Source organism: Streptomyces sp. ADI95-17, from assembly GCF_003846175.1.
GTDB classification, from domain to species: Bacteria; Actinomycetota; Actinomycetes; order Streptomycetales; family Streptomycetaceae; genus Streptomyces; species Streptomyces sanglieri.
Genome location: NZ_ML123053.1, coordinates 159455 through 183762 on the forward strand (window position 1 = coordinate 159455; position 24308 = coordinate 183762).

Annotated in this window: 18 protein-coding genes and 1 pseudogene; 16 read left to right on the forward strand and 3 right to left on the reverse strand. The window is 73.0% G+C overall.

Going from position 1 to position 24308, the window contains the following annotated elements; translation table 11 throughout:
• From EES42_RS47455 to EES42_RS39875, 3 genes are all read left to right on the forward strand, one after another.
• Positions 1-4763 (forward strand): AMP-binding protein (locus EES42_RS47455; protein ID WP_124723193.1); only part of this gene is annotated, 4763 nt, incomplete at its 5' end.
• A gap of 4 nt (positions 4764-4767) precedes the next feature.
• Positions 4768-5760 carry an ornithine carbamoyltransferase gene (locus EES42_RS39870; protein WP_124723103.1) on the forward strand — a complete coding sequence of 331 codons (993 nt, stop codon included), beginning with the start codon at positions 4768-4770 and terminating at the stop codon, positions 5758-5760.
• Positions 5757-7157, forward strand: a complete 1401-nt coding sequence (locus EES42_RS39875) for an MFS transporter (RefSeq protein WP_124723104.1) — start codon at positions 5757-5759, stop codon at positions 7155-7157. Before EES42_RS39870 ends, EES42_RS39875 begins: the two co-directional genes overlap by 4 nt.
• A gap of 80 nt (positions 7158-7237) precedes the next feature.
• Here the strand turns inward: EES42_RS39875 and EES42_RS39880 are convergent, their stop codons facing one another.
• Complete coding sequence (locus tag EES42_RS39880) at positions 7238-8239, reverse strand: hypothetical protein (protein WP_124723105.1); 1002 nt, start codon at positions 8237-8239, stop codon at positions 7238-7240.
• 268 nt (positions 8240-8507) lie between these two features.
• On the opposite strand from EES42_RS39880, the gene EES42_RS39885 reads away from it, so the two are divergent.
• The 11 genes from EES42_RS39885 to EES42_RS39935 all read left to right on the forward strand — a co-directional run bounded on the left by EES42_RS39885 (position 8508) and on the right by EES42_RS39935 (position 21092).
• Positions 8508-9299 carry a Tat pathway signal sequence domain protein gene (locus tag EES42_RS39885; protein WP_124723106.1) on the forward strand — a complete coding sequence of 264 codons (792 nt, stop codon included), beginning with the start codon at positions 8508-8510 and terminating at the stop codon, positions 9297-9299.
• Between the two features lie 98 nt (positions 9300-9397).
• Positions 9398-10585: an inositol-3-phosphate synthase gene (locus tag EES42_RS39890; protein WP_124723107.1), complete on the forward strand. Its 1188-nt coding sequence runs from the start codon at positions 9398-9400 to the stop codon at positions 10583-10585.
• On the forward strand, positions 10582-11610 hold the full coding sequence (locus EES42_RS39895) for an SCO3242 family prenyltransferase (protein ID WP_124723108.1): 1029 nt from the start codon (positions 10582-10584) through the stop codon (positions 11608-11610). Before EES42_RS39890 ends, EES42_RS39895 begins: the two co-directional genes overlap by 4 nt.
• Positions 11607-12488, forward strand: coding sequence for a sugar phosphate isomerase/epimerase family protein (locus tag EES42_RS39900; protein WP_124723109.1), 882 nt, complete (start codon positions 11607-11609; stop codon positions 12486-12488). Before EES42_RS39895 ends, EES42_RS39900 begins: the two co-directional genes overlap by 4 nt.
• Positions 12485-13144 carry an EboA domain-containing protein gene (locus EES42_RS39905; protein WP_124723110.1) on the forward strand — a complete coding sequence of 220 codons (660 nt, stop codon included), beginning with the start codon at positions 12485-12487 and terminating at the stop codon, positions 13142-13144. The genes EES42_RS39900 and EES42_RS39905 overlap by 4 nt, the downstream gene beginning before the upstream one ends.
• Before the next feature lie 55 nt (positions 13145-13199).
• On the forward strand, positions 13200-14057 hold the full coding sequence (locus tag EES42_RS39910; RefSeq protein WP_124723111.1) for a TatD family hydrolase: 858 nt from the start codon (positions 13200-13202) through the stop codon (positions 14055-14057).
• Positions 14058-14069: 12 nt separating this feature from the next.
• Positions 14070-15251 (forward strand): metabolite traffic protein EboE, encoded by a 1182-nt coding sequence (gene eboE / locus EES42_RS39915; protein WP_124723112.1) that lies wholly within the window; start codon positions 14070-14072, stop codon positions 15249-15251.
• Positions 15248-16624 carry a nucleotide pyrophosphatase/phosphodiesterase family protein gene (locus tag EES42_RS39920; RefSeq protein ID WP_124723113.1) on the forward strand — a complete coding sequence of 459 codons (1377 nt, stop codon included), beginning with the start codon at positions 15248-15250 and terminating at the stop codon, positions 16622-16624. The genes eboE and EES42_RS39920 overlap by 4 nt, the downstream gene beginning before the upstream one ends.
• A gap of 35 nt (positions 16625-16659) precedes the next feature.
• Positions 16660-17448 (forward strand): 4'-phosphopantetheinyl transferase family protein, encoded by a 789-nt coding sequence (locus EES42_RS39925; RefSeq protein ID WP_124723114.1) that lies wholly within the window; start codon positions 16660-16662, stop codon positions 17446-17448.
• Positions 17449-17739: 291 nt separating this feature from the next.
• A complete protein-coding gene (locus EES42_RS39930) occupies positions 17740-18525 on the forward strand; it encodes an ABC transporter ATP-binding protein (RefSeq protein ID WP_124723115.1) in 786 nt (261 codons plus the stop codon).
• Positions 18525-21092 (forward strand): FtsX-like permease family protein, encoded by a 2568-nt coding sequence (locus tag EES42_RS39935; protein ID WP_206433822.1) that lies wholly within the window; start codon positions 18525-18527, stop codon positions 21090-21092. The genes EES42_RS39930 and EES42_RS39935 overlap by 1 nt, the downstream gene beginning before the upstream one ends.
• Positions 21093-21262: 170 nt before the next feature.
• Here EES42_RS39935 and EES42_RS39940 read toward each other — a convergent pair whose 3' ends face one another.
• On the reverse strand, positions 21263-22273 hold the full coding sequence (locus EES42_RS39940; RefSeq protein WP_124723117.1) for a TauD/TfdA family dioxygenase: 1011 nt from the start codon (positions 22271-22273) through the stop codon (positions 21263-21265).
• Positions 22274-22505: 232 nt separating this feature from the next.
• Here EES42_RS39940 and EES42_RS39945 point away from each other — a divergent pair, with 232 nt between their 5' ends.
• Both EES42_RS39945 and EES42_RS39950 read left to right on the forward strand, forming a co-directional pair.
• Positions 22506-23345, forward strand: a complete 840-nt coding sequence (locus EES42_RS39945; protein WP_124723118.1) for a 4'-phosphopantetheinyl transferase family protein — start codon at positions 22506-22508, stop codon at positions 23343-23345.
• Positions 23342-23875, forward strand: a complete 534-nt coding sequence (locus tag EES42_RS39950; RefSeq protein WP_241196889.1) for a hypothetical protein — start codon at positions 23342-23344, stop codon at positions 23873-23875. The genes EES42_RS39945 and EES42_RS39950 overlap by 4 nt, the downstream gene beginning before the upstream one ends.
• A gap of 35 nt (positions 23876-23910) precedes the next feature.
• On the opposite strand, the pseudogene EES42_RS46930 reads toward EES42_RS39950, so the two are convergent.
• A pseudogene (locus EES42_RS46930) lies at positions 23911-24308 on the reverse strand (hypothetical protein); the annotation flags it as partial.

The window sequence follows — 24308 nt, forward strand, 5'->3', positions numbered from 1 at the left end:
CCGAGGACGGCTCCACCGCCCCGGCCGCCGCCGAGGACGGCTCCACCGCCCCGGCCGCGGCCGACGACGGCCTCACCGTCCTGGTCGCCGACGACCCGGCCGAGCAGGCCGTCCGCGAGGCCGCCACCGCCGCCCTGCCCACCGGGTACGACCTCGACGCACTCGCCTACGTCATCTACACCTCCGGTTCCACCGGCCGCCCCAAGGGCGTCCTCGTCACCCACCGCGGCCTGGCCAACTACCTCGGCTGGACCGTCCAGGCGTACGCGGACGCAGGCCCCGGCGGCGCCCCGCTGTTCTCCTCGGTCGCCTTCGACCTCGGCGTACCCGACCTCTACGCGCCGCTGATGACCGGCCGCGACGTCCACCTGCTCCCGCAGGACTTCGACACCGCCGACCTCGGCGCCCTGCTCGCCGCGGGCGCCCCGTACGCCTTCATCAAGCTCACCCCCGGCCATCTCGACCTGCTCCAACAGCAGTTGACGGACGATCAGATCAGAGACCTGGCCGGTCTCGTCATCGCCGCCGGCGACTCCTTCACCGCCCGGCTCGCCGAGCGCTGGACCACCTCGGCGGGCCCCGACGGCACCCGCCTCGCCGCCGAGTACGGCCCCACCGAGATCACCGTCGGCAACTCCGCGTACTTCCTCGACGGGCCCGTCACCACCGAACTCGTCCCCATCGGCCGCGCCGTCCCGCACACCACCATGTACGTCCTCGACGAGCAGCTGCGACCGCTGCCCGTCGGCGTGCCCGGCGAAGTGTGGATCGGCGGCATCGGCGTCGCCCGCGGCTACGCGGGCCGCCCCGACCTGACCGCCGAACGCTTTGTGCCCGACCCCTACGGTCCGGCCGGCACCCGGCTCTACCGCACCGGCGACATCGCCCGCGTACTGCCCGACGGCAACCTCGACTTCGTCGCCCGCGCCGACCACCAGGTCAAACTCCGCGGCTACCGCATCGAGCCCGGCGAGATCGAGGCCGCGCTCACCGCCGACCCGGCCGTCGCCGAAGCCGTCGCCCTCGTCCGCGAGGACAGCCCCGGCGCCAGGGAACTCGTCGCCTACGTCGTCCCCGCCGAAGGCGCCGGCCCCGACGACCTCACCCCGGCCGCGCTGCGCGCCCGCGTCGGCGAGACCCTCCCGTCGTACATGGTGCCCGCCGCCTACCTCACACTCGACGCCCTGCCGCTGACCGCCAACGGCAAGCTCGACCGGCGCGCGCTGCCCGCCCCGGGCCGCGCCGCCACCGCCGTCGGCGACTACGTCGAGGCCCGCGACGCCACCGAAGGCGCCATCGCCGCGGTCTGGGCCACCGTCCTGGGCCGGGACACCGTCGGCGTCCACGACAACTTCTTCGAGCTCGGCGGCGACTCCATCCGCGCCGTCACCCTCGTCGGCGCGCTGCGCGAGGCAGGCTGGGAGACCAGCGTCCGCGACATCTTCGCGCACCGCACCGTGGCCCGGCTGCGCGCCGCCCTCGGCGACGCGGACGGCGCGGACGGCGCCGGACCGGGCACCACCGTCGCCCGGTTCGCCCTCATCGGCGAACAGGACCGGGCCGCACTGCCCGCCGACGTCACCGACGCCTACCCCATCTCGCTCACCCAGGCCGGGATGCTCGTCGAGATGTACGGCGAGAGCACCGAGAACCGCTACCACAACATCACCTCCTTCCGGATCCGCGACGAACTCCCCTTCGACCCCGAGGCGTTCCAGCGGGCCGCCGACCTGATCGTCGAACGCCACGAGGTCATGCGGACCTCCTTCGCCCTCGACGGCTACTCCCGGCCGCTCCAGCTCGTCCACGCCGCCTCGCGGATGCCCTGCGTCTTCGACGACCTGCGCCACCTGCCTGCCACCCGCCGCGAACTGGCCCTCTGGGAGTTCGCCGACCGCGACCGCGAAGACCTCTTCGACCTCACCAGCGCACCGCTCATGCGGATGGCCGTCCACCTCCTGGACGACGAGAGCTGGTGGCTGTCCATCACCGAGTGCCACCCCGTCATCGAGGGCTGGAGCTACCACTCCCAGCTGATGGAGATGCTCCGCGCCTACCGCGCACTGCGCTCCGGAGCCGAGCCCGAGCCCGCCCCGCCGGTGCCCGCCGTCCGCTACGCCGACTTCGTCGCGGGCGAACTGCGCTCCCTGGACGACCCGGCCGACCGCGAGCACTGGCGCCACATCGTCGACACGTACGAGCGGTTCAGCGTCCCGGCCGGCTGGCAGGGCGACGACGAGGGCGACGAGCGCTACCGCATCGACGTCCCGCTCGGCGACGTCGAACCGGGCCTGCGCGCCCTTGCCACCGCCGCCGAGGTCCCCTACAAGAGCGTCCTGCACGCCGCGCACAGCAAGGTCCTGTCGCTGCTCACCCACGCCGAGCGGTTCCGCGGAGGCATGGTGGCCGACGCGCGCCCCGAGGAGGCGGGCGCCGAACGCGTCTCCGGCATGTACCTCAACTCGGTGCCCTTCCCGTACGAACGCACCGCCGCGACCTGGGGCGAACTCGCCCAGCAGGTCTTCGCCCGCGAGGTCGAGCTGTGGCCGCACCGCCGCTACCCGATGCCCGCCATGCGCAGACCCGGCGGCGAGTCCCACCTCATCGACGTCCTCTTCCACTACCTGGACTTCCACCAGGTCGACACCGAGCTCATCGACATCATGGCCAGCCGCGACGACAGCCCCAACGAGTTCCGGCTCGTCGTCGGCACCCCCGTGCGCGGCCACCTGTCCATCGCCTCCCGCACCCGCACCCTCTCCCGGGGCCGGGCCAAGCGCCTCGCCGCGCTCTACACCGCCGTCTTCGCCGACATGGCGCGCACCGGCGCCGAGGGCGACGCCCGTGGTTCCTACCCCGACACCTACGAGCGGGCCGCCCTGGCGGCACCCGCCCTGCCGCACTCCGACACCCCCGCCGACGTGCTCGGCGCGTTCGAGGCACAGGCCGCCCGGACCCCGACCGCCACCGCCCTCTCCTTCGGGTCCGCCACCCTCTCCTACGCCGCGCTCGACGCCCGCGCCGAGGCCGTCGCCCACCGGCTGCGCACCCTCGGCGCCGGGCCCGAGACCCGCGTCGCGGTGCTCCTGGACCGGGGCCCCGACCTGGTGGCCGCACTCCTGGGCGTCTGGAAGGCGGGTGCCGCGCAGGTGCCCGTGGACCCCTGCACCCCCGATGCCCGGATCTCCGGCGCCGAGTTCACGCTCGCGGTCACCGAACGCCGCCACGCCGCCCGCCTGGGCGGCATCCCGCTCCTGGTCACCGAGGACCTCACCGACACCCCCGTACCCGCCGGGCCCGCCACCGTCCACGACCCGGACCGGCTCGCCTACGTCCTGCACACCTCCGGCTCCACCGGCACCCCCAAGGGCGTCGAGATCAGCCACCGCTCGCTCGCCCACTACCTGCACTGGGCGGTCGAGCAGTACGCGGCGGCCGGCACCGGCGGCGCGCCGTGGTTCACCTCCGTCGGCTTCGACCTCGGACTCCCCGCGCTGTACGCGCCCCTGATGACCGGGCAGACCGTACGACTGCTCCCGCAGGCGTACGGGCCGGGGGAGTTCGGCGCCGAGCTCCTCAAGGGCGCGCCCTACTCCTTCGTCGGGCTCACCCCCGGCCATCTGACGCTCCTGGAAGCCCAGTTGACCGACGCCGAACTCGGCTCCCTGGCCGCGCTCGCCGTCTGCGCGGGCGACGCCTACCCGGCCGCCCAGGCCGACCGGGTCGCCGCCCGCATCGGGGCCGGCGGCATGGTCCTCGCCGCCGAGTACGGACCCACCGAGGCCACCGTCGCCGCCACCGCGCTGCGTGTCCTGCCCCGGCACCGGAGCGCGCCGCGCCCCGTCGCGGCACCGGCCGGCGTCCGGGCCGGACTCCAGCACGCCGACACCCTGCACGCCCCCGAACGGCCCCGCGCCCCGCGCACCCTGGTGGCCCTCGGCTCCCCGCTCCCGGGCGTCACCCTGCGGCTCCTGGACAGCGCGCTGCGGCCGGTCCCCGACGGCATCGCCGGCGAGGTGTACCTCGGCGGCGACGGGCTCGCCCGCGGTTACGCCGGACGCCCCGGCCTGACCGCCGCCGCGTTCCTGCCCGACCCCTACGGACTGCCGGGCGCCCGCCTCTACCGCACCGGAGACCTGGCCCGCCGGCTCCCCGGCGGCGCCCTGGAGTTCCTCGGCCGTGCCGACGACCAGGTCAAGATCCGGGGACACCGCGTCGAACCCGGCGAGGCCGAGGCCACGCTCGCCGCCGACCCGTCCGTGCGCGAAGCCCTCGTCGCGGCGGTCGACGCCGCCGACGGCGGCAAGCGCCTCGCGGCCTGGGTGGTGCCCGCCGAGGGACACACCGTCTCCGTACCCGCCCTGCGCGAGAGGCTGCGCGCGGTGCTGCCCGCCGCCGTCATCCCGGCGACCGTCACGGCGCTGCCCGCGCTCCCGCTCGGCGAGAACGGCAAACGCGACCGGTTCGCCCTGGTGGCCCGCGCCGCCACCGCCGCCGACGCCCCCTACGAGGAGCCGCGCACCGACACCGAGCGACGGCTCGCCGCCGTCTGGGCCGAAGTGCTCGGCCTCGAACAGGTCGGTGTGCACGACGACTTCAGGGACCTCGGCGGCGACTCCCTGCTCGTACCGCCCCTGCTGCTCGCCGCCCGCAGGGCAGGGCTCCCCCTCGACCTCGCGACCGCACTGCGCCACCACACGGTGGAACACCTCGCCGCCGCACTCGACGTCCGCACGGCCCACGACCCGGCCCAGGAAGGCTGACCCCATGCGTCATCTGATCTCCATCGACGACCTCACCGACGCGGAGCTGCGGCGCATCGTGGACCGCGGCGCCGAGTTCTCCGCCGGACTCGCCAGGCGGCCCGCACCGCTGGACGGCCAGGTGGTCGGCGTCTACTTCGCCAAGACCTCCACCCGAACCCGTACCGCCTTCTCCTCCGGATCGCTGCGGCTGGGCGGCTCCCTCATCGCCTACGGGCCCGGCGACCTCCAGCTCAACACCGGCGAGACCACCGAGGACACCGGCCGGGTGCTGTCCGGGATGCTCGACGTCCTCGTCGCCCGGACCGCCGGGCCCGAGGCCGAACTGCGCGGCTGGGCACGGCAGGGGACGATGTCCGTCGTCAACGCCATGACCGCCGAGGAACACCCCACCCAGGCGCTCACCGACCTCACCACACTGGTACGCCACTTCGGCCGCATCGACGGGCTGCGGATCCTGTACGCGGGCGAGGGCAACAACACGGCGGCGGCCCTCGCGCTCGCCCTCACCCGCTTCCCCGGCGTCCACTTCGAGGTCCGCACCCCGCCCGGCTACGGCCTGGACGAGTCGATCGCGCACCGGGCCCGCGCCCAGGCGGCCCGCACCGGCGCCACCCTGGTCGAGCGGTCCGACATGGACGGACTGACCGGCGGCTACGACGTGATCTACACGACCCGCTGGCAGACCACCGGCACCAGCAAGCCCGACCCCGACTGGCGGGACATCTTCGCCCCGTTCCAGGTCACCCCCGCCCTGTGGGAGACCAGCCCGGACGCCGTGTTCATGCACGACCTGCCCGCCCACCGGGGCGAGGAGGTCGTGGCCGAGGTGCTGGACGGACCGCACAGCATCGCCTTCGCCCAGGCCACCAACAAGATGCACAGCGCGATGGCGGTACTGGAGTTCGTCCGCACCGCCGATACGTCCCCGAAGGCCGAGGAGCCCGCAGCCGGGGCGGCCCACCGCACGGTCCGCGATCTGGTGGCCGCGCGATGAAACCCGCGACCGACTCCCTGACCGAACCGACCGAACCGACCGAACTGACCGACCCGGCGGTGCTGCCGTGGCTCCTGGCCGAGCAACGGGACGACGCGGTGCCGGAGGAGAGACACCGGCCGGCCGCGCAACCCGAACCGGTGGCCGAACCGGTGACGGAACCGGACGGGGAGACCGCCGCGCCGCCCGTGCCGTTGCGGCGCAACCGTGACTACCGCCTGCTGTGGGGCGGCGCCGGCCTCTCGCTGCTCGCCGGGCGGGCCACCGCCGTCGCGTATCCGCTCGCCGTCCTGTGGGCGACCAGGTCGCCCAGCGACGCCGGGCTCGTGGGGACCGCGCTGCTGCTCCCGCAGCTCGTGGTGCAGCTGCCCGGTGGCGCGCTCGTCGACCGCTGGGACCGGCGGCGCATCATGCTGGTGTCCGGACTCGGCCAGGCGGCGGTGGCCGGTGTGGTCGCCGCGCTCCTGCTGAGCGGGCATGTCTGGCTGTGGGCGCTGCTGGCCGCCGCGTTCGTCGAGGGCACCCTCGGTGTGCTGTTCCAGCTGGCCGAGCGGGCCGCCGTGCCCGCCGTGGTGCCGCCCGAGCAGATCGGCGCCGCCATGACCGGCAACGAGGCCCGCACCCGGGGGGCCGCCATCGCGGGCCAGCCACTGGGCAGCGGACTGGTCACGCTCGGCTCCGCGCTGCCGTTCGTGGCGGCGGCGGCCGGTCAACTCGCCGCCGTGGTCTGTCTGTTCGGGGTACGCGGAAAGCTTCAGCAGGAACGGAAGGACGCGCCCCGGACGGCGCTCGCCGCCGAGGTCCGGGCCGGCCTCGTCTGGATGTGGCGCCAGCACTTCCTGCGGGCCGTGATGGCCGCCGTCGCCGTATCCAACATCCTCTTCCAGGGCCTCAACCTGGCGGTGATGTCCGGCATCCAGTCGGCGGGCGGCACCGAGTTCCAGGTGGGCGTCGTGCTCTCGCTCAGCGGGGCGGGCGGTCTGGTCGGTGCGCTCAGCGGTGGCCGGTGGACCGAACGGCTTTCGATGCGTGCCCTGGTGATCGGCGGGCTGGCGGTGTGGGCGCTGCTGATGGTGCCCGTCGCCGTGCTCCGCGACCCCTACGCACTGGGTGCGATCTTCGCGCTGAGCGGCTACGTGGGCGGTGTGTTCAACGTGGCGGGCGGGGTCTATCTCGTCCGGATCGCGCCGGACAGCATGCGGGGACGGGCCAACTCCCTGGCCATGCTGGTCGGTGGCGGCGCGATGGCAGCGGGACCGGTCGCGGCCGGCTTCGCCCTGGAGGGCCTCGGCCCGACCCGGACGATCCTGGGGCTCAGCCTCGCGATGGCCGTGACGGCCCTCGCCGCGCTGATCTCCCCGGCCCTGCGCCGGGGCCCGTTCGCGGCGGCCGACTGACCGGACGCCCGGTGGATCACGCAGACGAAGGAGGGGCCACCGCAGCCGCGGTGGCCCCTCCTTCGTCCGTGCCGGGAGCGTCAGCCCCCGGGTGAGTCGCGCCGGTCACGCGACGCCGTGGCGAGCACCACGGCGACCGCCACCACGACCGCGCCGACGAGCCAGGCGGCGGTGGTGAGCGTGAGCCGGTCGGGTTCGAGCAGCGGCTGACCGCGCTCCGCCTGCCACAACAGCAGTGCGGTGAGCCCGGCGTGGCCGGCCCCGCCGACGACGATCAGGGCCGTACGCGTACCCTCGCCGCGCAGCAGCGGCAGCCGTCCCGCGAGCATCCCGAGGCCCACGGCGGCCAGTGGCAGCAGCTGCAGCGCGTGCAGACCCACGAAGTGCGCCACCCGCAGATCCCCGCCACCGGTCGCCCAGTCGGTCAGCGGCAGACCGGCACCGCCGTCCAGCACCCCGACGCTGTGCGCGCCGAGCGTGGCCGGATGCTCCCCGGCGTCCAGGGCCCGCTGCTGCGCGGCCGTGGGGGTGGTCATCAGATAGCCGATCGACATGCCCGCCAGCGAGACGAGCAGTCCGATCGGGATGGCCCAGGCCAGCGGCCGGTCCACCTTGCGCTGCCACAACAGGAAGATCCCGAGCAGCAGTGTCATGGTCCAGCCGATGTAAGCCGCGCCGCCCATCGCCTTGACCAGCACGTCGTTGAGCGTGGACGACACATTGAAGTGGCTGCGTTCACCCCGTACGGCCTGGAACGTGATGATCGATATCTCCGGGACGATGAACAGCACCACGGTGACGGTGCCGAGTCTGCGCAAGGTGCGCCGCCAGCGGTCCGTCCGGCCGATCATCCAAGCCAGGGTGATTGTGTAGAGGCCGAAGGAGACCGCGAACTTCAGGGGTTTGAGCCACACCCCCTCACCCAGCACGGTGCGTCCGTCGAGGAACAGGCCGCCCGCGGCTGTCACCGCGAGCAGTGCCATGGCCCCCGCGCACCAGGCGAGGGGGCCATGTAATCGGGGGATGCCCCCGTTGTCGTCGGTGTCCTTCCGTTGGACCCGGGCGCTCGTGAGCGTGACCACAGTGACTCCTTCACTGGTGGGGACAGTGACCGGTACTGGCCGCTTGAATGGCCGAAAAACGATGTAGTGATTCGTACATCTGTTTCCGGAAGAACGTAATCCGTTGCCATATCGTCCCGGCATCGCAGCGGCTTCGGGACCGCTCATACCCCCTGTGACCAGGCAATACGCCCTGCCGAAGCGGTTATAGGACGCACATAGTCCGGCCCGCGAGAGTCGTTCCATCACCGCAAACCCCGCACCGCCCACTGACGAAGGAGATCCACCGATGCCGCAGAACACCATGGACCGCCGGGGCGTCCTCAGGGCCGCCGTCGGCATCGCCGGGGCGGCGGCCGCGGTGACGGTGGCCGGCGCACTGCCGGCCTCCGCACACGGCCGGTCCCGCAGCGAGTTCCCCGAGGTCCCGGGCATGGTCGGCGACCGTCGCGCCAACGAGTTCTGGTACGAGTACGACGAGCGCTTCTACTTCAACCCGACGCCCGAATCCGTCGAGGCCGTGGACGCCATCGTCAAGCCGCTCGGCGGCTTCACCAAGGTCGACTCGGCGTGGGCCGCCACCCGCTCCGACGGACGCTACCCGCGCAGCTACCTGGAGCTCATCCGCCCCAACCGCGATGCCTTCGTGCTGCTCTCCAACGCCCAGCGCGACGTCTACCGCGAGTTCTACGGGAACGACCCGGAGGCACTGGTCCGCTCCTTCCAGGACTTCGGCCAGGGCGTCCTGTTCGACCCGCGCCGCTCGGACGGCAACAAGGTCCACATGATGAACTTCACGCCGCCGGACTTCACCCACGCCTACCACCGTTGGCACCCCTTCCTGGCCGGCTTCCGGCTCCTGGACATCGACGTGAAGTGGTGGACGCACATCAACCGGCTCGCGGGCGTCGCCTGGGAGCTCCAGTCCATCGGCCAGCCGGCCATCGACGCGAACGACAACAAGCGCCTGCCCCGGCGGACCGTGCACGGTGTCACCCGCAAGTGGCTGCATCGCAGCCCGGACCAGCTCGACACGGCCTTCGACACCTACCCGTACCCGGTCGACCTGGGCAAGTTCTAGGAGGCCGCCGAACGCGGCGCCGTCCGTCCGCGGGGCGTGCCCGCACACGCCCCGGGACCGCACCCACTCCCCGTACGACTCAGGAGGCACAGCCCACCATGCGAGCCACGACCGGAACTTCACCCCGCATCGGCGTCTGGATGATCGGCGCACGAGGCTCGGTCGCCACGGCCGCGACCGTCGGCGCCACCGCGATCGCCGCGGGCAGCGCCTCCTCCGACGGATGCGTCACGGACCTTCCCCCGTTCCGCGACGCATCGCTCCCGGCCCTCGCCGACCTCGTGTTCGGCGGGCACGACATCGTGTCCGTCCCACTGACGGCGAGGGCCGGGCAACTCGCCCTGGCGGGCGTCCTGCCCGCCACCCTCCTCGACGGCGTGCGCGGCGCCCTGGAGGCAGCCGACCGCGAGATCCGCGACGGCTCGCAGCGGCCCGGCGAGCCCCAGGCCGAGGCCGCCGCGCGCTTCGCGGCGGACATCGTCTCCTTCCGCGAACGGCACGCCCTGGAACAGGTCGTCGTCGTCAACGTCTCCTCCACCGAGCCGCTGCCCGACCCCGACCCGGCCTTCCTCGACCTCACGGAGCTCGACGAGGTCCTCGCCACCAGCACCGACCTGCTGCCGCCCAGCTCCCTCTACGCGTACGCCGCCTTCCGGGCCGGCTGCGCCTACGTCAACTTCACCCCGTCCGCGGGCGCTTCGCTGCCCGCCCTGGAGCAGCTCGCCCGCGCCTGCGGCGTCCCGCACGCCGGGCGTGACGGCAAGACCGGCGAGACCCTCGTCAAGAGCGCGCTCGCCCCGATGTTCACCCAGCGCGCCCTGCGCCTGCGCTCCTGGTCCGGCACCAACCTGCTCGGCGGCGGCGACGGCGCCACCCTCCAGGACCCCGAGGCCGCCCGCAGCAAGACCGAGTCCAAGCAGCGCAGCCTGGAGGAGACCGTCGGCCACCCCGTCCAGGGCCAGGTCCACATCGACAACGTCCCCGAGATGGGGGAGTGGAAGACCGCCTGGGACCACATCTCCTTCGAGGGCTTCCTCGGCGTCCGGATGTCCATGCAGTTCACCTGGCAGGGCTGCGACTCCGCCCTCGCCGCCCCGCTCGTCCTGGACCTGGTACGGCTGGCCGCCCACGGCCGCCGCCGCGGCGAGTCCGGCGCGCTCACCGCACTCGGCTTCTTCTTCAAGGACCCGGCCGGTTCCCGCGAGCACAACCTCACCCTCCAGTACGAGGCCCTGACCGCCTGGGCGAACGCCCCGGTCCCGGCCGCGACGGGCAGCCTCCGATGAACACCGCCCTGCGCACCTACGCGGAACTGGTCCGGGCCCCCGCCGCGATCACGGTCCCCGGCGACGTCGTCGCCGGGGCACTCGCGGCGGGCCGCCCCGGCATCCGCCGCACCACCGGCCTCGCCGCGTCCTCCGTCGCCCTGTACTGGGCGGGCATGGCCCTCAACGACTGGGCGGACCGCGCCGAGGACGCCACCGAACGCCCCGAACGCCCCATCCCGTCCGGCCGGCTCACCCCGGGCGCCGCCCTCGCCACCGCCATCGGCCTCACCGGCGCGGGCCTCGGCCTCGCCGCACTCGCCGGCGGCCGCCGCACCCTGCTGCGCCGCACCCTGCCGCTGGCCGCCGCCGTCTGGGCGTACGACCTCGGCCTCAAATCGACGCCGCTCGGCCCGGCCGCCATGGCCGCCGCCCGCGCCCTGGACGTCCTGCACGGCACCGGCCCCGGCCGCGCGGCCGCCGCCCTCCCGGCCGCCACCGCCGTCGCCGCGCACACCTTCGCGGTGACCCGGCTCAGCCGCCACGAGGTCGACGGAGCGCCCACGAGCGAGCCGAAGCTGTCCCTGGCGACGACCACCGCGATCGCCGGAGCGGGCGCGGCCCACCTGCTGGCCACCACCGGGCCGCGCGCCGCAACCACGCACGTCTCCCAACCACCCACCGCCGCCCGGCTGTTCTCCGCCGCGGCGGACGGCGCCCACCTCGGCGCCCCCGCCGCGGGATCCGTCGCCGCACTGCTCGCCGCCGGGACACCGGACGCCCCCGCCGCCCGCAAGCCCGTCGACGCCCTGGTCACCGGCGCGGCCCTCGCCACCTACGCCGGCACCTGCGCCCGCGCCCAGAGCGCCGTCGTCCGCGACCCCTCGGCCCCGCGCGTCCGCGCCGCCGTCGGCGCGGGCATCCACGCCCTGCTGCCGCTCCAGGCCACCCTGGTCGCCCGCGCCGGAGCACCCCTGCTCGCCCTGCCGCTCGTCGCCGCCCTGCCCCTGGTGGGCCGGCTCGCCCGGAAGGTGTCCTCGACATGAGCCACCGCCCGGACCCCTCGGACCTGCGCTTCGCGTACGGCACCAACGGCTTCGCCGACCACCGGCTGCCCGACGCGCTGCGCGTCCTCGCCGACCTCGGCTACCGGGGCGTCTCCCTCACCCTGGACCACCAGCACCTCGACCCCTACGCCCACGACCTGCCCCGGCGGATCGCCGAGACCCGGCGCGCCCTCGACGCCACCGGCCTCGCCGTCGTCGTCGAGACCGGCGCCCGCTACCTCCTCGACCCCTGGCGCAAGCACCGCCCCACCCTGCTCTCCGCCGAGCCAGAGGGCCGTGACCTGCGCCTGGGACTGCTGCGCCGCGCCATCGGTATCGCCGCCGAACTCGGCGCCGAGGCCGTCCACTTCTGGAGCGGCACCCCGGATCCCGGCACCACCCCGGAACAGGCCTGGCAGCGGCTCGTCGACGGCTGCGCGGAGACGGTCGCGCACGCCGACGCCACCGGGATCGACCTCGCCTTCGAGCCCGAGCCCGGCATGCTCGTCGCCGACCTCGCCGGCTACCGCAGGCTGCACCGCGAGCTCGGCCTCCCCGACCGCTTCCGCCTCACCCTCGACATCGGTCACTGCCGGTGCCTCGAACCCCACAGCGTCCGCCGCTGCGTCGAACTGGCATCCGACCGCCTCGCCCACGTCCAGATCGAGGACATGCGACGCGGCGTCCACGAACACCTGCCGTTCGGCGAGGGCGAGATCCACTTCCCGCCGGTACTGCGTGCCCTCGCCGCCGCCGGGTACCAGGGACTGGTCTCGGTGGAGCTGCCCAGACACAGCCACGCGGCGACCGCGACCGCCCGCCACAGCATCGAATTCCTGCGCACCGCAGCCCTGTCGAAGGAGGCCGAACCGGTATGACAGCACCGACGATCACGGCGGCACCGACCACCGTGCACCACACCCTCACCCTGCGCGCCCTCACCGAGGGACTGGGTTCGGCCCTCGACCACGAGCACCGCGCCCGCCTCGCCCAGGACCTCGCGGCCGTCGCCGAACAGGGCCCGGCCGCCCTCGACAGCCGCTTCCCCGCCGCCGGCCGCGTCTACGGCCGGGGCAGGCTGCCCGGCTGGGCAGGCTGGAGCGTCGAGGACGGCGTACGCACCAGACTCCTCGGCCAACTGAAGCTCGAAGGACCGGAGTTGGCGCAGGAGGTCACGGAGCGCTACCGCAACGGCGACGCGGCGGAGCGGCGCGGAGTCCTGTGCGCCCTGCCCTTCCTGCCGCTCGGACCGCACGCCGTCCACCTCACCGACGACGCGCTGCGCACCAACGACAACCGGCTCATCGCCGCCGCACTCGGCCCCTACGCGCGGGCCCACCTCGACCAGTACCGCTGGCGCCAGGCCGTCCTCAAGTGCCTCTTCACCGGGATCCCGCTGGCCAAGGTGGCCGGCCTGCACGAACGCCGGGACGCCGAGCTGGCCCGGATGGCCGTCGGCTTCGCGACCGAGCGCCGGGCGGCGGGCCGTACCGTACCCGCCGACCTGTGGCTGGTCGCCGCCCACGACAGCTGAGCACCACCCCCGGCCCGCAACGGAGCCGGGCCACACACCCCGACGGAGATTGGCCATGCGTATATTCGACCCGCACATCCACATGACGTCCCGGACCACCGACGACTACCGGGCCATGTACGACGCAGGTGTACGCGCCCTGGTGGAACCGGCGTTCTGGCTCGGCCAGCCACGTACCCACCCGGCCAGCTTCGCCGACTACTTCGACGCCCTGCTCGGCTGGGAGCCCTACCGCGCCGCCCAGTTCGGCATCCGGCACCACTGCACCATCGGGCTCAACCCGAAAGAGGCCAACGACCCGCGCTGCACCCCCGTGCTCGACCTGCTGCCGCGCTACCTCGCCAAGGATTCCGTCGTAGCGGTCGGGGAGATCGGCTACGACACCATGACCGACGCGGAGGAGCACGCCTTCGCCGCACAGCTCGGCCTCGCCGTCGAGTTCGGGCTGCCCGCACTGGTCCACACCCCGCACCGCGACAAGGCCGGCGGCACCGCCCGCTCCCTCGCCGTCATCGACGAATCCGGCATCGACCCCGGCCACGTCGTCCTCGACCATCTCAACGAGGTAACCGTCACCGAGGTGATCGGAACCGGCTGCTGGATGGGGTTCTCCATCTATCCGGACACCAAGATGACCCCGCGGCGGATGGTCGACATCCTCAAAAAGTACGGAACGGAGCACATGCTCGTTAACTCGGCGGCGGACTGGGGACACAGCGATCCCCTGCTCACCAGGATCACCGCGGAAACCATGCTCGAAGCCGGTTTCGACGAGGATGATGTCGACCGCGTCATGTGGCGCAACCCGCTCACGTTCTACGGGCAGTCGGGCAGGCTTGACCTGGACGGTTACAACGATGTGCAGGCCGCGGGGCTGTACGCCGGAAATTCGATCGCCCGCGGCGGCAGTTGAGGTCGATACATCATGCGTCTGCACCACTCGGACTCCACCACCATCCACCTCGCCTACTGCACCAACGTGCATCCGGCGGAGACCCTCGACGGGATCACGGCCCAGCTCGCCGACCACGCGGAACAGGTACGCCAGCACCTCGGCACCGACCTCGTCGGCCTCGGTCTCTGGCTCCCCGCCGAAGTGGCCCACCACCTCGCCGACCACCCGGCCGACACCGCCGAGCTGCGCCGGGCCCTGACCGCCCGGGGCCTGGAGACCGTCACCCTCAACGGCTTCCCCTACCGCGGCTTCCACACCCCCGTCGTCAAACGCGGCGTGTATTTCCCCGACTGGTCCGAGCCGTCCCGCCTGACCTACACCCTCAACCTCGCCAAGGTGCTCGCCGGACTGCTCCCCGAGGACGCCGCCCGCGGCTCCATATCCACCCTGCCGCTGGCCTGGCGCACCCCCTGGACCGGCGTGCAGCGCTCCACCGCCGCCCGGCACCTCGACGACCTGGCCGCCGGACTCAAGCAGATCGAGGCCGAGACCGGCCGCACCATCCGCGTCGGCCTGGAACCCGAACCCGGCTGCGTCGCCGAGACCACCGCCCAGGCCGCCCGGGCCATCGCCGGCGCCGACCACGACTGGATCGGCCTGTGCCTGGACGCCTGCCACCTCGCCGTCCAGCACGAGGACCCGTCGAGCGCCGTCGCCGCCCTCGTCGCCGAAGGCGTGCCCATCGTCAAGCTCCAGGCGTCCTCCGCCCTCGTCGCCGACACCCCCGCCGACGCCGAGTCCCGCGAGGCGCTGCGCCCCTTCGCCGAACCCCGCTTCCTGCACCAGGTCCGCGAACAGGGACCCGACGGCACCCTGCACGGCTCCGACGACCTCGCCCCGGCCCTGGCGGGCGCCCTGCCCGGCGACGCGCCCTGGCGCATCCACTACCACGTACCCCTGCACGACCAGCCCGAGCCGCCGCTGCGCAACACCAGCGACTCCCTCCAGGAGACCCTGCGGGCGACGCTCGGCGGGGAGCGCGCCCTCACCGACCACGTCGAGGTCGAGACGTACACCTGGGACGTCCTGCCCGCCGGACTCCGGCCCACCGGGGCGGCCGGCATCGCCGCCGGGATCGCCACCGAACTGGAGTGGACGCACGGCGAGTTGATCCGTCTCGGCCTCACCGAGCAGGCCGGAGCGACACCATGACCGGCCGCCAGGTCGCGGTCCTGTGCACCGTCGGCCTCACCCCACGCCTGCTCGGCGAGATGCCGCACGTCGCGGCCATCGGCCAGGAGGGCTTCACCGCCCGCCTCGACACCGTCTTCCCCGCCGTCACCGCCACCGTCCAGGCCACCCTCACCACCGGCCTGCTGCCCCGCGACCACGGGGCCGTCGCCAATGGCTGGTACCACCGCGACCACGGCGAGGTCATGATGTGGCGCCAGCACAACGCCCTCGTCGGGGGCGAGAAGGTGTGGCAGGCCGCCCGCAAGCAGGACCCCGACCACACCACCGCGTACCTGTGCTGGTGGTGGGCCATGGGCGCGGACGTCGACACCGTACTGACGCCGCGACCCGTCTACCACTACGACGGCCGCAAGTCCCCCGACTGCTATACGAAACCGGCCGGGCTGCGCGACGAACTCACGGCCCGCCAGGGCGAGTTCCCGCTCTTCAACTACTGGGGGCCGACCGCCTCCATCGCCTCCACCCGATGGATCGCCGGCGCCGCCCGCCATGTCGTCGACACCCGCCGCCCCGACCTGTCGTTCATCTACGTGCCCCACCTGGACTACGACCTCCAGCGCTACGGACCCGACAGCCCCCAGGCCGTGCGCGCCGCCCGCGAGGCCGACGCCGCGCTCGCCCCGCTCCTGGACGACCTGCGCGACCGCGGCACCACCGTCGTCGCCCTCAGCGAGTACGGCATCAGCCCCGTCTCCCGGCCCGTCGACATCAACCGCGCCCTGCGCCGCGAGGGACTCCTCTCCGTCTACAGCCAGCGCGGCATGGAGTACCTGGACCCCTGTACCTCCCGCGCGTTCGCCGTGGCCGACCACCAGGCCGCCCATGTGTACGTCGCCGACCCCGCCGACATCCCGCGCGTCCGCGACGTCCTGAAGCACACCGAGGGCGTCGACGAGATCTGGGACCGCACCGAACAGGCCACGTACGGCATCGACCACCCCAACGCGGGCGAGCTGGTCGCCGTCGCCGAACCGGACGCCTGGTTCACGTACTACTACTGGCTCGACGACACCCGCGCCCCCGACTTCGCGCGCGGCGTCGAGATCCACCGCAAACCGGGCTACGACCCGGCCGAACTCTTCTTCGACCCCGCCGACAAGGCGGTGAAGGCGAAGGCAGCACTCACCCTGTTGCGCAAGAAGGCCGGGATGCGCGCACCGCTCACCGTGGTGCCGCTCGACCCGACCCACGTCAAGGGCAGCCACGGACGGCTGCCCCAGGACCACCGGGACGGGCCGCTGCTGCTGTGCTCCGACCCGGGGCAGGAACGGGACCGCTACCACGCCACCGAGGTGAAGGATCTGCTCCTGCGCCTCAACGGACTGGCCTGAGACCGGCCGTATCGAAAGGATCGAGAGGAGGCCAGATGACACCTCGGCGGAACACCGCGATCAGCGAGGTGCGCATACCCCGACCGGCGCTCGAAACGGTCGGCCGGATGCAGGAGTCGGGCGAGATCCACGTGTGGTGGTGGCCGCTCGGCGCACGGACCGACCCGGCGGACTACGCCGTTCTCGACGAGGTGGAGCGGGGCCGGGCCCAGCGCTTCCACGCCGAGGCGGACGCCGCCGCGTTCACCGCCACCAGGGCCGGTGCCCGGCGGGCCGTGGCCGGGCTGCTCGGCGTCGAACCGGGGGAGGTCGGCTTCGGCCGGCGGATCTGCCCCGGCTGCGGCGACCCGGAGCACGGCCCGCCGGCCGTCCTGGAACCGCCGGTCCCGCTCGCGGTCAGCCTGTCCCGCACGGCGGGGGCCGGAGCCCTCGCGGTACGGGCGGGTAACTGGGTGGGCGTCGACGTGGAGGCCCTCCGGCCGGTCGAACCGGCCGGCCTGGCCGAGGTGGTCCTCACCGCCTCGGAGGGCGCATACGTCCTCGGCCTGCCCCCGGGCCCGGCCAGGGACGCCGCCTTCCACCGGGCCTGGACCCGCAAGGAGGCGGTGGTCAAGGCCGTCGGCCTCGGCCTGCTGGGCATGCCGCTCAACACGCTGGACGTCAGTCCGGCGCAGGACGGCCCGGTGCGGGTGGTGCACCGCTACCGCGGTGAGGAATCGCGCTGGCAGGTGATGGACGTCGACATCGGCGACCGCTGGTCGGCCTCGCTGGCCCGCCCGGAGACCGGCCCGCTGGGCCCGGTCCACACCCACGCCCCGGCGTGACGGCGGACTTCGCGCCGCAAGAAACCCATTCTTGCGGCGCGAAGTCATGCCCGGACCCAGGGCACTCCCCACCCCCTGGAGTCCCGATGGCCGCCACCGAACACAACACACTCACACCGGCACCGCCGGCCGCCGCGCCGGCCCGGCGGTGATTGCCTGGTCAACTGCACCGAAAAGACCCGAAGTAGATCGAATATAGAAGTACGGACCACGCTCGACCCGATGCCATATACGCTCGAAAATCATCCCCTTGAGACCCGGAACCGCACTATGGAGAGGACAGGTCGCAACATGGTGACCGAGACGAGCCGCCCTTCCCTCGACAACGGCTACAACACGGTCAACCGGGGGCACGCCCTTCGTCTGGCCGACGTGACCAAGGTGTACGGCAGGAACGGCCGCGGCGTGCGTGCCCTGGACGGGGTCTCCGTGGGGATCGAGCGCGGCTCCTTCACCGCGGTGATGGGTCCGTCGGGCTCCGGCAAGTCGACGTTCCTGCACTGCGCGGCCGGCCTCGACAAGCCGACCACCGGTCAGTCCTACATCGGGGACACCCAGCTCAACGACATGAACGAGACCCAGCTGACGAAGCTGCGCCGCCAGCGCATCGGCTTCGTCTTCCAGGCGTTCAACCTCATCCCGTCCCTGTCGGTGCGTCAGAACGTCGAGCTGCCCCTGCGCCTCGCGGGCGAGAGCCTCGACAAGAACTGGCTCGACGAGATCCTCGGCCGCGTCGGCCTCGGCGGCCGGGCCGCCCACCGGCCCGCCGAACTCTCCGGCGGCCAGCAGCAGCGCGTCGCCATCGCCCGCGCCCTCATCACCCGGCCCGACGTCATCTTCGGCGACGAGCCGACCGGCGCCCTCGACACCGTGACCGCCAAGGAGATCCTCTCCCTGCTGCGCTCCTGCGTGGACGAGACCGGCCAGACCGTCGTCATGGTCACCCACGACCCGGTGGCCGCCTCGTACGCCGACACCGTCCTCTTCCTGGCCGACGGCAAGATCGCCGGACAGATGGAATCCCCGACCGCCGACCTCGTCGCCGAGCGCATGACACACCTGGGAGCGTGGGCCTGATGCTGCGCTATGCACTGCAGACCCTCAAGGCCAGGAAGGGCGGCTTCATCGGCGCCTTCCTCGCCCTGTTCTGCGCCGCCGCACTGGTCACCGCCTGCGGCATCCTCCTGGAGACCGGCCTGCGCGGCACCATCGCCACCGAGCGCTACGCCGCTGCCCCGGTCATCGTCGGCGCCGACCAGAACGTCCACCAGACGACCATCAAGAAGAAGAAGGGCAAGGTCAAGGAGAAGCACAAGGCGAAGCCACTGGCCGAGCGGGTCTGGCTGCCCGAGGGCACCACCGCGAAACTCGCCGCCTTACCCGGTGTCCGCAAGGCGGTGCCGGAGACCAACTTCCCGGCGTACGCGGTCGGACCCCAGGGCCAGATCGTGCCCGGCATCGACGGCAAGCCGTCCTACGGCCACGCCTGGTCCTCCGCCGCACTGACCCCGTTCGAACTGACCGACGGCAAGGCACCCACGGGCGCCACCGAGGTCGTCCTCGACCGGGAACTCGCGGACCGCACCGGTCTCAAGACCGGCAGCAGCCTCGTCGTCCAGTCGACCGGCGCGCCCACGACGTACAAGGTCAGCGGCATCGCCGCGGCGACGGACGGCGACCTGCACCAGCAGACCTCGCTGTTCTTCTCCGACGAGACCGCCCGCGACCTCTCCGGACGGCCCGGCCAAATCACGACCGTCGGCCTGATGCCCAAGCCCGGAGTCTCCGCGGACGAGCTCGCCGACCAGGCCGAGAAGGCCCTCGCCGGCGACGGCCGCAAGTACGCCATCGCCACCGGCGGAGAGCGCGGACCCGTCGAGTTCCTCGACGCCGGCAAGGCCCGGGTCAAGCTCGTCTCCATGGGCGGCGCGATGGGCGGTACGTCACTGCTCGTCGCGATCCTCGTCGTCGTCGGCACCTTCGCGCTCTCCATCCAGCAGCGCTACCGCGAGCTCGCCCTGCTGCGCGCCATCGCCGCGACCCCCAAGCAGGTCCGTCAGCTGATCGGCCGCGAGGCCCTGATCATCGGCGGCCTCGCGGGCGGCCTCGGCTCGGTCGCGGGCCTGCCCATCGCGTACTGGCTGCACAGCAAGTTCATCGACTTCAAGGCCATCCCCGACACCCTCGAACTCACCTTCAGCTTCGTGCCGTTCGCCGCGGCCGTCGGCGCCGCCCTGCTCGGGGCCTGGGTCGCGGCCCGCATCTCCGCCCGCCGCACGGCCCGCATCCGCCCGGCCGAGGCGCTGTCCGAGGCATCCATGGAGCAGCGCCACTTCGCATGGGGCCGGCTCGGTGTGGGGATGCTCGTCCTGGCCCTCGGCATCGGTGTGGTCGTCCTGCTGGGCTTCCTGCGCACCGAACCCGCCTCGCAGCCCGTCACGTTCCTGTCCGTCGTGGTCCTCGCCGTCGCGGTCTCGCTGCTCGGCCCGGTCATCGCCCGGATCGCCGTCGCCATCCTCGGGATCCCGCTGAAGTTCTCCCGCGTCGGCGGCCACCTCGCGACCGCCAACGCCCGCGCCAACGCCAAGCGGATGGCCGCGGCCGTCACCCCGCTGGTCCTGCTCATCGGCATGGCCTGCACCGTCCTGTTCGTGCAGACCACCATGGGCGACGCCGCCTCGGCCCAGGCCAAGGCGGGCAACAAGGCCGACTGGGTGGTCGCCTCGAACGGCCCCGGCGTCCCCGCCGAGGCGACGGAGGCGCTGCGCGCCGTACCGGGCGTCACCCAGGTCACCGAGATCGTCCGGACCCAGGTCCGCGTCGGCCTCGACAAGTACCCGGCGCAGGGCATCTCCGCGCAGGGCCTCACCACGAACTGGGACCCGGACGTCTCCAAGGGCAGCCTCAAGGGCTTCGGGGACAAGAGCATCGCGATGAGCGACGTCTCCGCCGACCACCTCGGCAAGAAGCCCGGTGACACGCTCAAGGTGACGCTCGGCGACGCCACCGTGGTCCGGCTGAAGGTCGCCGCCGTCTACGAACGGGGCCTCGGCTTCGGCGACCTGACCATGTCGCACGACCTGGTCGCCCAGCACGTCGACAACCCGCTCGCCTCCTCCGTACTCGTCAAGACGGCCGGCGACGGCAAGGCGGGCCGCGAGCAGCTGACCGGAGCACTCAAGCGCTTCCCGGGCATCGGCGTCCTCGACCGCACCCAGGTCGACGACGTCCAGGCCGACGTCCAGCAGTCCAACGCCGAGGTCAACTACCTCGCGATGGGCCTGATCATCGCGTTCACCGCGATCGCCGTGGTCAACACCCTGGCCATGTCGGTCTCGGACCGCACCCGCGAGTTCGCCCTGCTGCGGCTCGTCGGCACGACCCGCCGCCAGGTGATGTCGATGCTCAGGATCGAGTCCGCCCTGATCGTCCTGGTCGCCGCGGTGCTCGGCACGGCCATCTCGCTCGCGGTGCTCACCGCCTTCAGCGTCGGGATGACGGGCGCCGCCCAGCCGTCCGTCGACCTGCCGATGTTCCTCGGGGTCCTCGGCTTCGCCGCGGTGCTCACCGCGGTGGCGACGCTGGTCCCCGGCCGCGTCGCACTCGGCGGCCGCCCGGCGGACGTCATCAGCGCCCGCCAGTAGGCGGAAGCGCCGCGCCAACACCCCAGGGGTGTACGGGAGTTCCGCTCCCGTACACCCCTGATTGCTGCCCGCACCCGGTGTCCGCGAACGGCCGAGGGGCCGGCCCCCCTGTGCGGGGGCCGGCCCCTCGGCCTGCCTGGCTGATACGGACGTCGCGTGCGTGGCCCCGCTCAGCCGAGAACCGCGCCGTCGCCCGCCCGGTCCACCCGGCTGCGCCGGTGGTCCAGGTGCGCGTACACCCGGTGCAGCCAGCGGTCCGCACCGTCGTAGGACGGGGTGAACGACGTACGGCCGTGCACCGCGAGGCGGTTGTCGACGACCGCCAGGTCGCCGACGCGCAGCGACAGCGCCGACATCGTCTCCATGAACGCGCTCCGCAGCTCCGCCATGGCCTGCCGGGCTTCGTCGTCCAGCGGATGCGTGGCGGAGAAGTCCACCAGCACATTGGGGTCCTCCGGGTCGCCGTTCAGCACCGCGTGGGCGGGCGTCACGCTGTCCAGGGCGCCGAAGGACGGCGGCGGCTCGGTCAGGAACCGCGGCTCGCAGAGGACCGTCCGCGCCTTCTCGGAGAGCAGCGGAAGCGCCCGGCGGATGGACGACGTGCACAGCTTCGCATCGCCCGTCGGGTCCTCCCGGACACACAGCAGACCCACGAAATCCGGACGGTTGTCATGGAATGCGTTTTCGATGTGGAGTTCCAGAAGAACAGAACCCGCATTGCTCTGCGAGGTCTCGCTCCCTGGAACCGGAACGACATTCTGAACCAGCGCACCGGTCTTTTCGTTACGGAATGCTATGACCTCCCCGAGATTCAGCATCGCGGTGGTGATGACCGAAGCGGCGACCGTGGGAACACGCTCCACCGACCCCTTCACGGCCGGCGTGGGAAGCAGCGGGTCGTCCGCCACCACCGGCAGGTTGCGCAGCAGCAGGACCCCGTCGGGGCCCGCGTCGTGACGGAACGCGCGCAGCGCCGAGAGCAGCCTGCGCGGAAGCAGTACGGAGGCGTCACGCGCGGCGTCCAGCCAGCGGAGATCGTCGATCCTGCCGTCCGCGACCCCCTTCGGGGTCAGCTGCTCGGCGACGGCGACGAGTGCGTTCTGCTCGGTCTCCGTCAATTCCACGACGGTGCCGGCCGCTGCTGCCGAAAGCGGCAGGGAAAGCGTATGGGTCTCGGACATGTGGACATCCTCGGGTCGGTCGGAAATTACCGTCCAAGTCTCCGAGGGAGTGCTATCGCGGCCCTACGCGGAATTCGCACCCAGGCGCATATAGACGGCCCGTAGCCGCCGGGCGGACGATCGCACCGTGGCATTTCTGTCCGCACGGCCGGCCGGGCGGAGGAACCGGAGGCCACGGGAATCCACGAGAGGTCGACAAGGACCGTCAAGGAACAAGGAATGGGGGCAGTCCATGGCGTTCGTACCCGGAACACCGAAGAGCACCGGGACACAGCGGCCTTCCCGGGCAGCGCCCGGGGCACCGGATCTCGCCGGTGCGGCCCACGTCTGGTGGTGGCAGCCGCCGCAGCGGGTCGTCCCCGACGACCTCGCGCTGCTCGGCACCGACGAGTTCCACCGCGCGCTCACCCTGCTGGCCGAGCGGGACGTGGCCGCCTTCGTGAACACCAGGGCCGGGGCGCGCCGCGCCCTGTCCGAACTACTGCTCGTGGCACCGCAGTCCATCGAGCTGGGACGGCGGCAGTGCCCCGGCTGCGGGGACTTCGGGCACGGCCCGCCGATGATCGAGCACCCCGAGGTGCCGTGGGCGATCAGCCTCTCCCGCACCGCGGGCTGCGGGGTCTTCGCGCTCGGTGACGGACCCGCCATCGGGGTCGACGTCGAAGCCGTGCGGCCCATGCGCCAGGCCTCGCTGTACGACTCGGTGCTGACCGAAAACGAGCGCGCCCATCTGGTGTCGCTGCCGCCCGGACCGGTACGCGACGCGGGGTTCCACCGCGTCTGGACGCGCAAGGAAGCCGTCGTGAAGGCGGCCGGGCTGGGACTGGTGGGCACCGCGCTGAACCGGCTGGAGACCTGGCCGGCCCGGCACGGACCGGTCCGCGTACTCCACACGCACTCCGGCCGCACCACCGTCTGGTCGGTCCAGGACCTGCGGCTCAACGACCGGGTCGCCGCCGCCATCGCCCGCCCGCCCGGCGGCGCCCCGCCCGGACCCGTTCACATCCACTCCGTACTCGGCCCGCCCGAGGAGGCCGACGCACCCGACACCGAAGGAAGCCGCCCATCATGACGACGCAGCCCCTGGAGACCGCCCCGATGGCCCCGACCGCTCCGGCTCCCCGGACCGGCATCACCGGACAGCTCGACGACACCGAACTGACCGGGTACTTCGCCGAGCTCGCCGCCGCCGTCGAGCAGGCGGACCCCGGGCCCGCCGCCCGCGGCGGCTGGGAGGAGCGCGAGCGCGTCCGGGTCTCCGTCTGGGTCCGTACCGCCTACGAACACCCCCTGTCCGCCGCCGTGTTCGGCCGGCCCATCGGCCCGGTCGCCCACGAGGTGCGGGCCGGCCAGGCCGCCGAGCTCGGTTTCCGGATCGACGTCGGCAGAGGTCGCGCCGTACCGGCCAAGCCCTCCGCCGAGGTCCGGGCCGTCGCCGCGGTCGCCGCGATGTGGGCGGTCACCGCGACCGCCTTCGGCACCGCGGCCCGGCTGCCCCGCGAACGCGTCGTCGCCGACGCGTGGACCGTGGTCCGCGAGACCATCGCCCCCGCGCTCGTCCCCGAGATCCCGACGTACTCCTGGACCCGCGGAACGTGGTGACGGCACGGACGACGGCGACTCCCCGGCCACCGCGGTCACCCGACCGCGGTGGCGCTGTCGTGCGCGGCGGCGGCCGGGTCCGCCGCGTCGAGCGATGCCGCGTCCAGCGACGCCGCGTACAGCAGGACCAGCTCATGGCACCGGTACAGCGGCAGCCCCTGCGGATCGAGGCCCGAGAGATCGAGCAGCGCGGTGTCCACCAGCGACTCCAGCACCCGCTCGGCCTCGTCCTCCGACACCGCGAGACGCACCGAGGCGTCCCGGGCCGAGAACGGCTCCGTACCGGCACCGGACAGCGCCCTCAGCGCCAACGGGCCCCCGGCGGCCATCCGCCGCACCGACGGCAGCAGCGCCCGGCGCACATCCAGATCACCGAACGACAGCTCGGCGAGCCGCTCCGCCGGATCCGCGAGCCGGGCCGCGAACCGGCGGG

Coding starts and splice junctions, on each gene's coding strand:
- EES42_RS39870 (WP_124723103.1), top strand. CDS start 4,768: ATGCGTCATCTGATCTCCATCGACGACCTCACCGACGCGGAGCTGCGG.
- EES42_RS39875 (WP_124723104.1), top strand. CDS start 5,757: ATGAAACCCGCGACCGACTCCCTGACCGAACCGACCGAACCGACCGAA.
- EES42_RS39885 (WP_124723106.1), top strand. CDS start 8,508: ATGCCGCAGAACACCATGGACCGCCGGGGCGTCCTCAGGGCCGCCGTC.
- EES42_RS39890 (WP_124723107.1), top strand. CDS start 9,398: ATGCGAGCCACGACCGGAACTTCACCCCGCATCGGCGTCTGGATGATC.
- EES42_RS39895 (WP_124723108.1), top strand. CDS start 10,582: ATGAACACCGCCCTGCGCACCTACGCGGAACTGGTCCGGGCCCCCGCC.
- EES42_RS39900 (WP_124723109.1), top strand. CDS start 11,607: ATGAGCCACCGCCCGGACCCCTCGGACCTGCGCTTCGCGTACGGCACC.
- EES42_RS39905 (WP_124723110.1), top strand. CDS start 12,485: ATGACAGCACCGACGATCACGGCGGCACCGACCACCGTGCACCACACC.
- EES42_RS39910 (WP_124723111.1), top strand. CDS start 13,200: ATGCGTATATTCGACCCGCACATCCACATGACGTCCCGGACCACCGAC.
- eboE (WP_124723112.1), top strand. CDS start 14,070: ATGCGTCTGCACCACTCGGACTCCACCACCATCCACCTCGCCTACTGC.
- EES42_RS39920 (WP_124723113.1), top strand. CDS start 15,248: ATGACCGGCCGCCAGGTCGCGGTCCTGTGCACCGTCGGCCTCACCCCA.
- EES42_RS39925 (WP_124723114.1), top strand. CDS start 16,660: ATGACACCTCGGCGGAACACCGCGATCAGCGAGGTGCGCATACCCCGA.
- EES42_RS39930 (WP_124723115.1), top strand. CDS start 17,740: ATGGTGACCGAGACGAGCCGCCCTTCCCTCGACAACGGCTACAACACG.
- EES42_RS39935 (WP_206433822.1), top strand. CDS start 18,525: ATGCTGCGCTATGCACTGCAGACCCTCAAGGCCAGGAAGGGCGGCTTC.
- EES42_RS39940 (WP_124723117.1), bottom strand. CDS start 22,273: ATGTCCGAGACCCATACGCTTTCCCTGCCGCTTTCGGCAGCAGCGGCC.
- EES42_RS39945 (WP_124723118.1), top strand. CDS start 22,506: ATGGCGTTCGTACCCGGAACACCGAAGAGCACCGGGACACAGCGGCCT.
- EES42_RS39950 (WP_241196889.1), top strand. CDS start 23,342: ATGACGACGCAGCCCCTGGAGACCGCCCCGATGGCCCCGACCGCTCCG.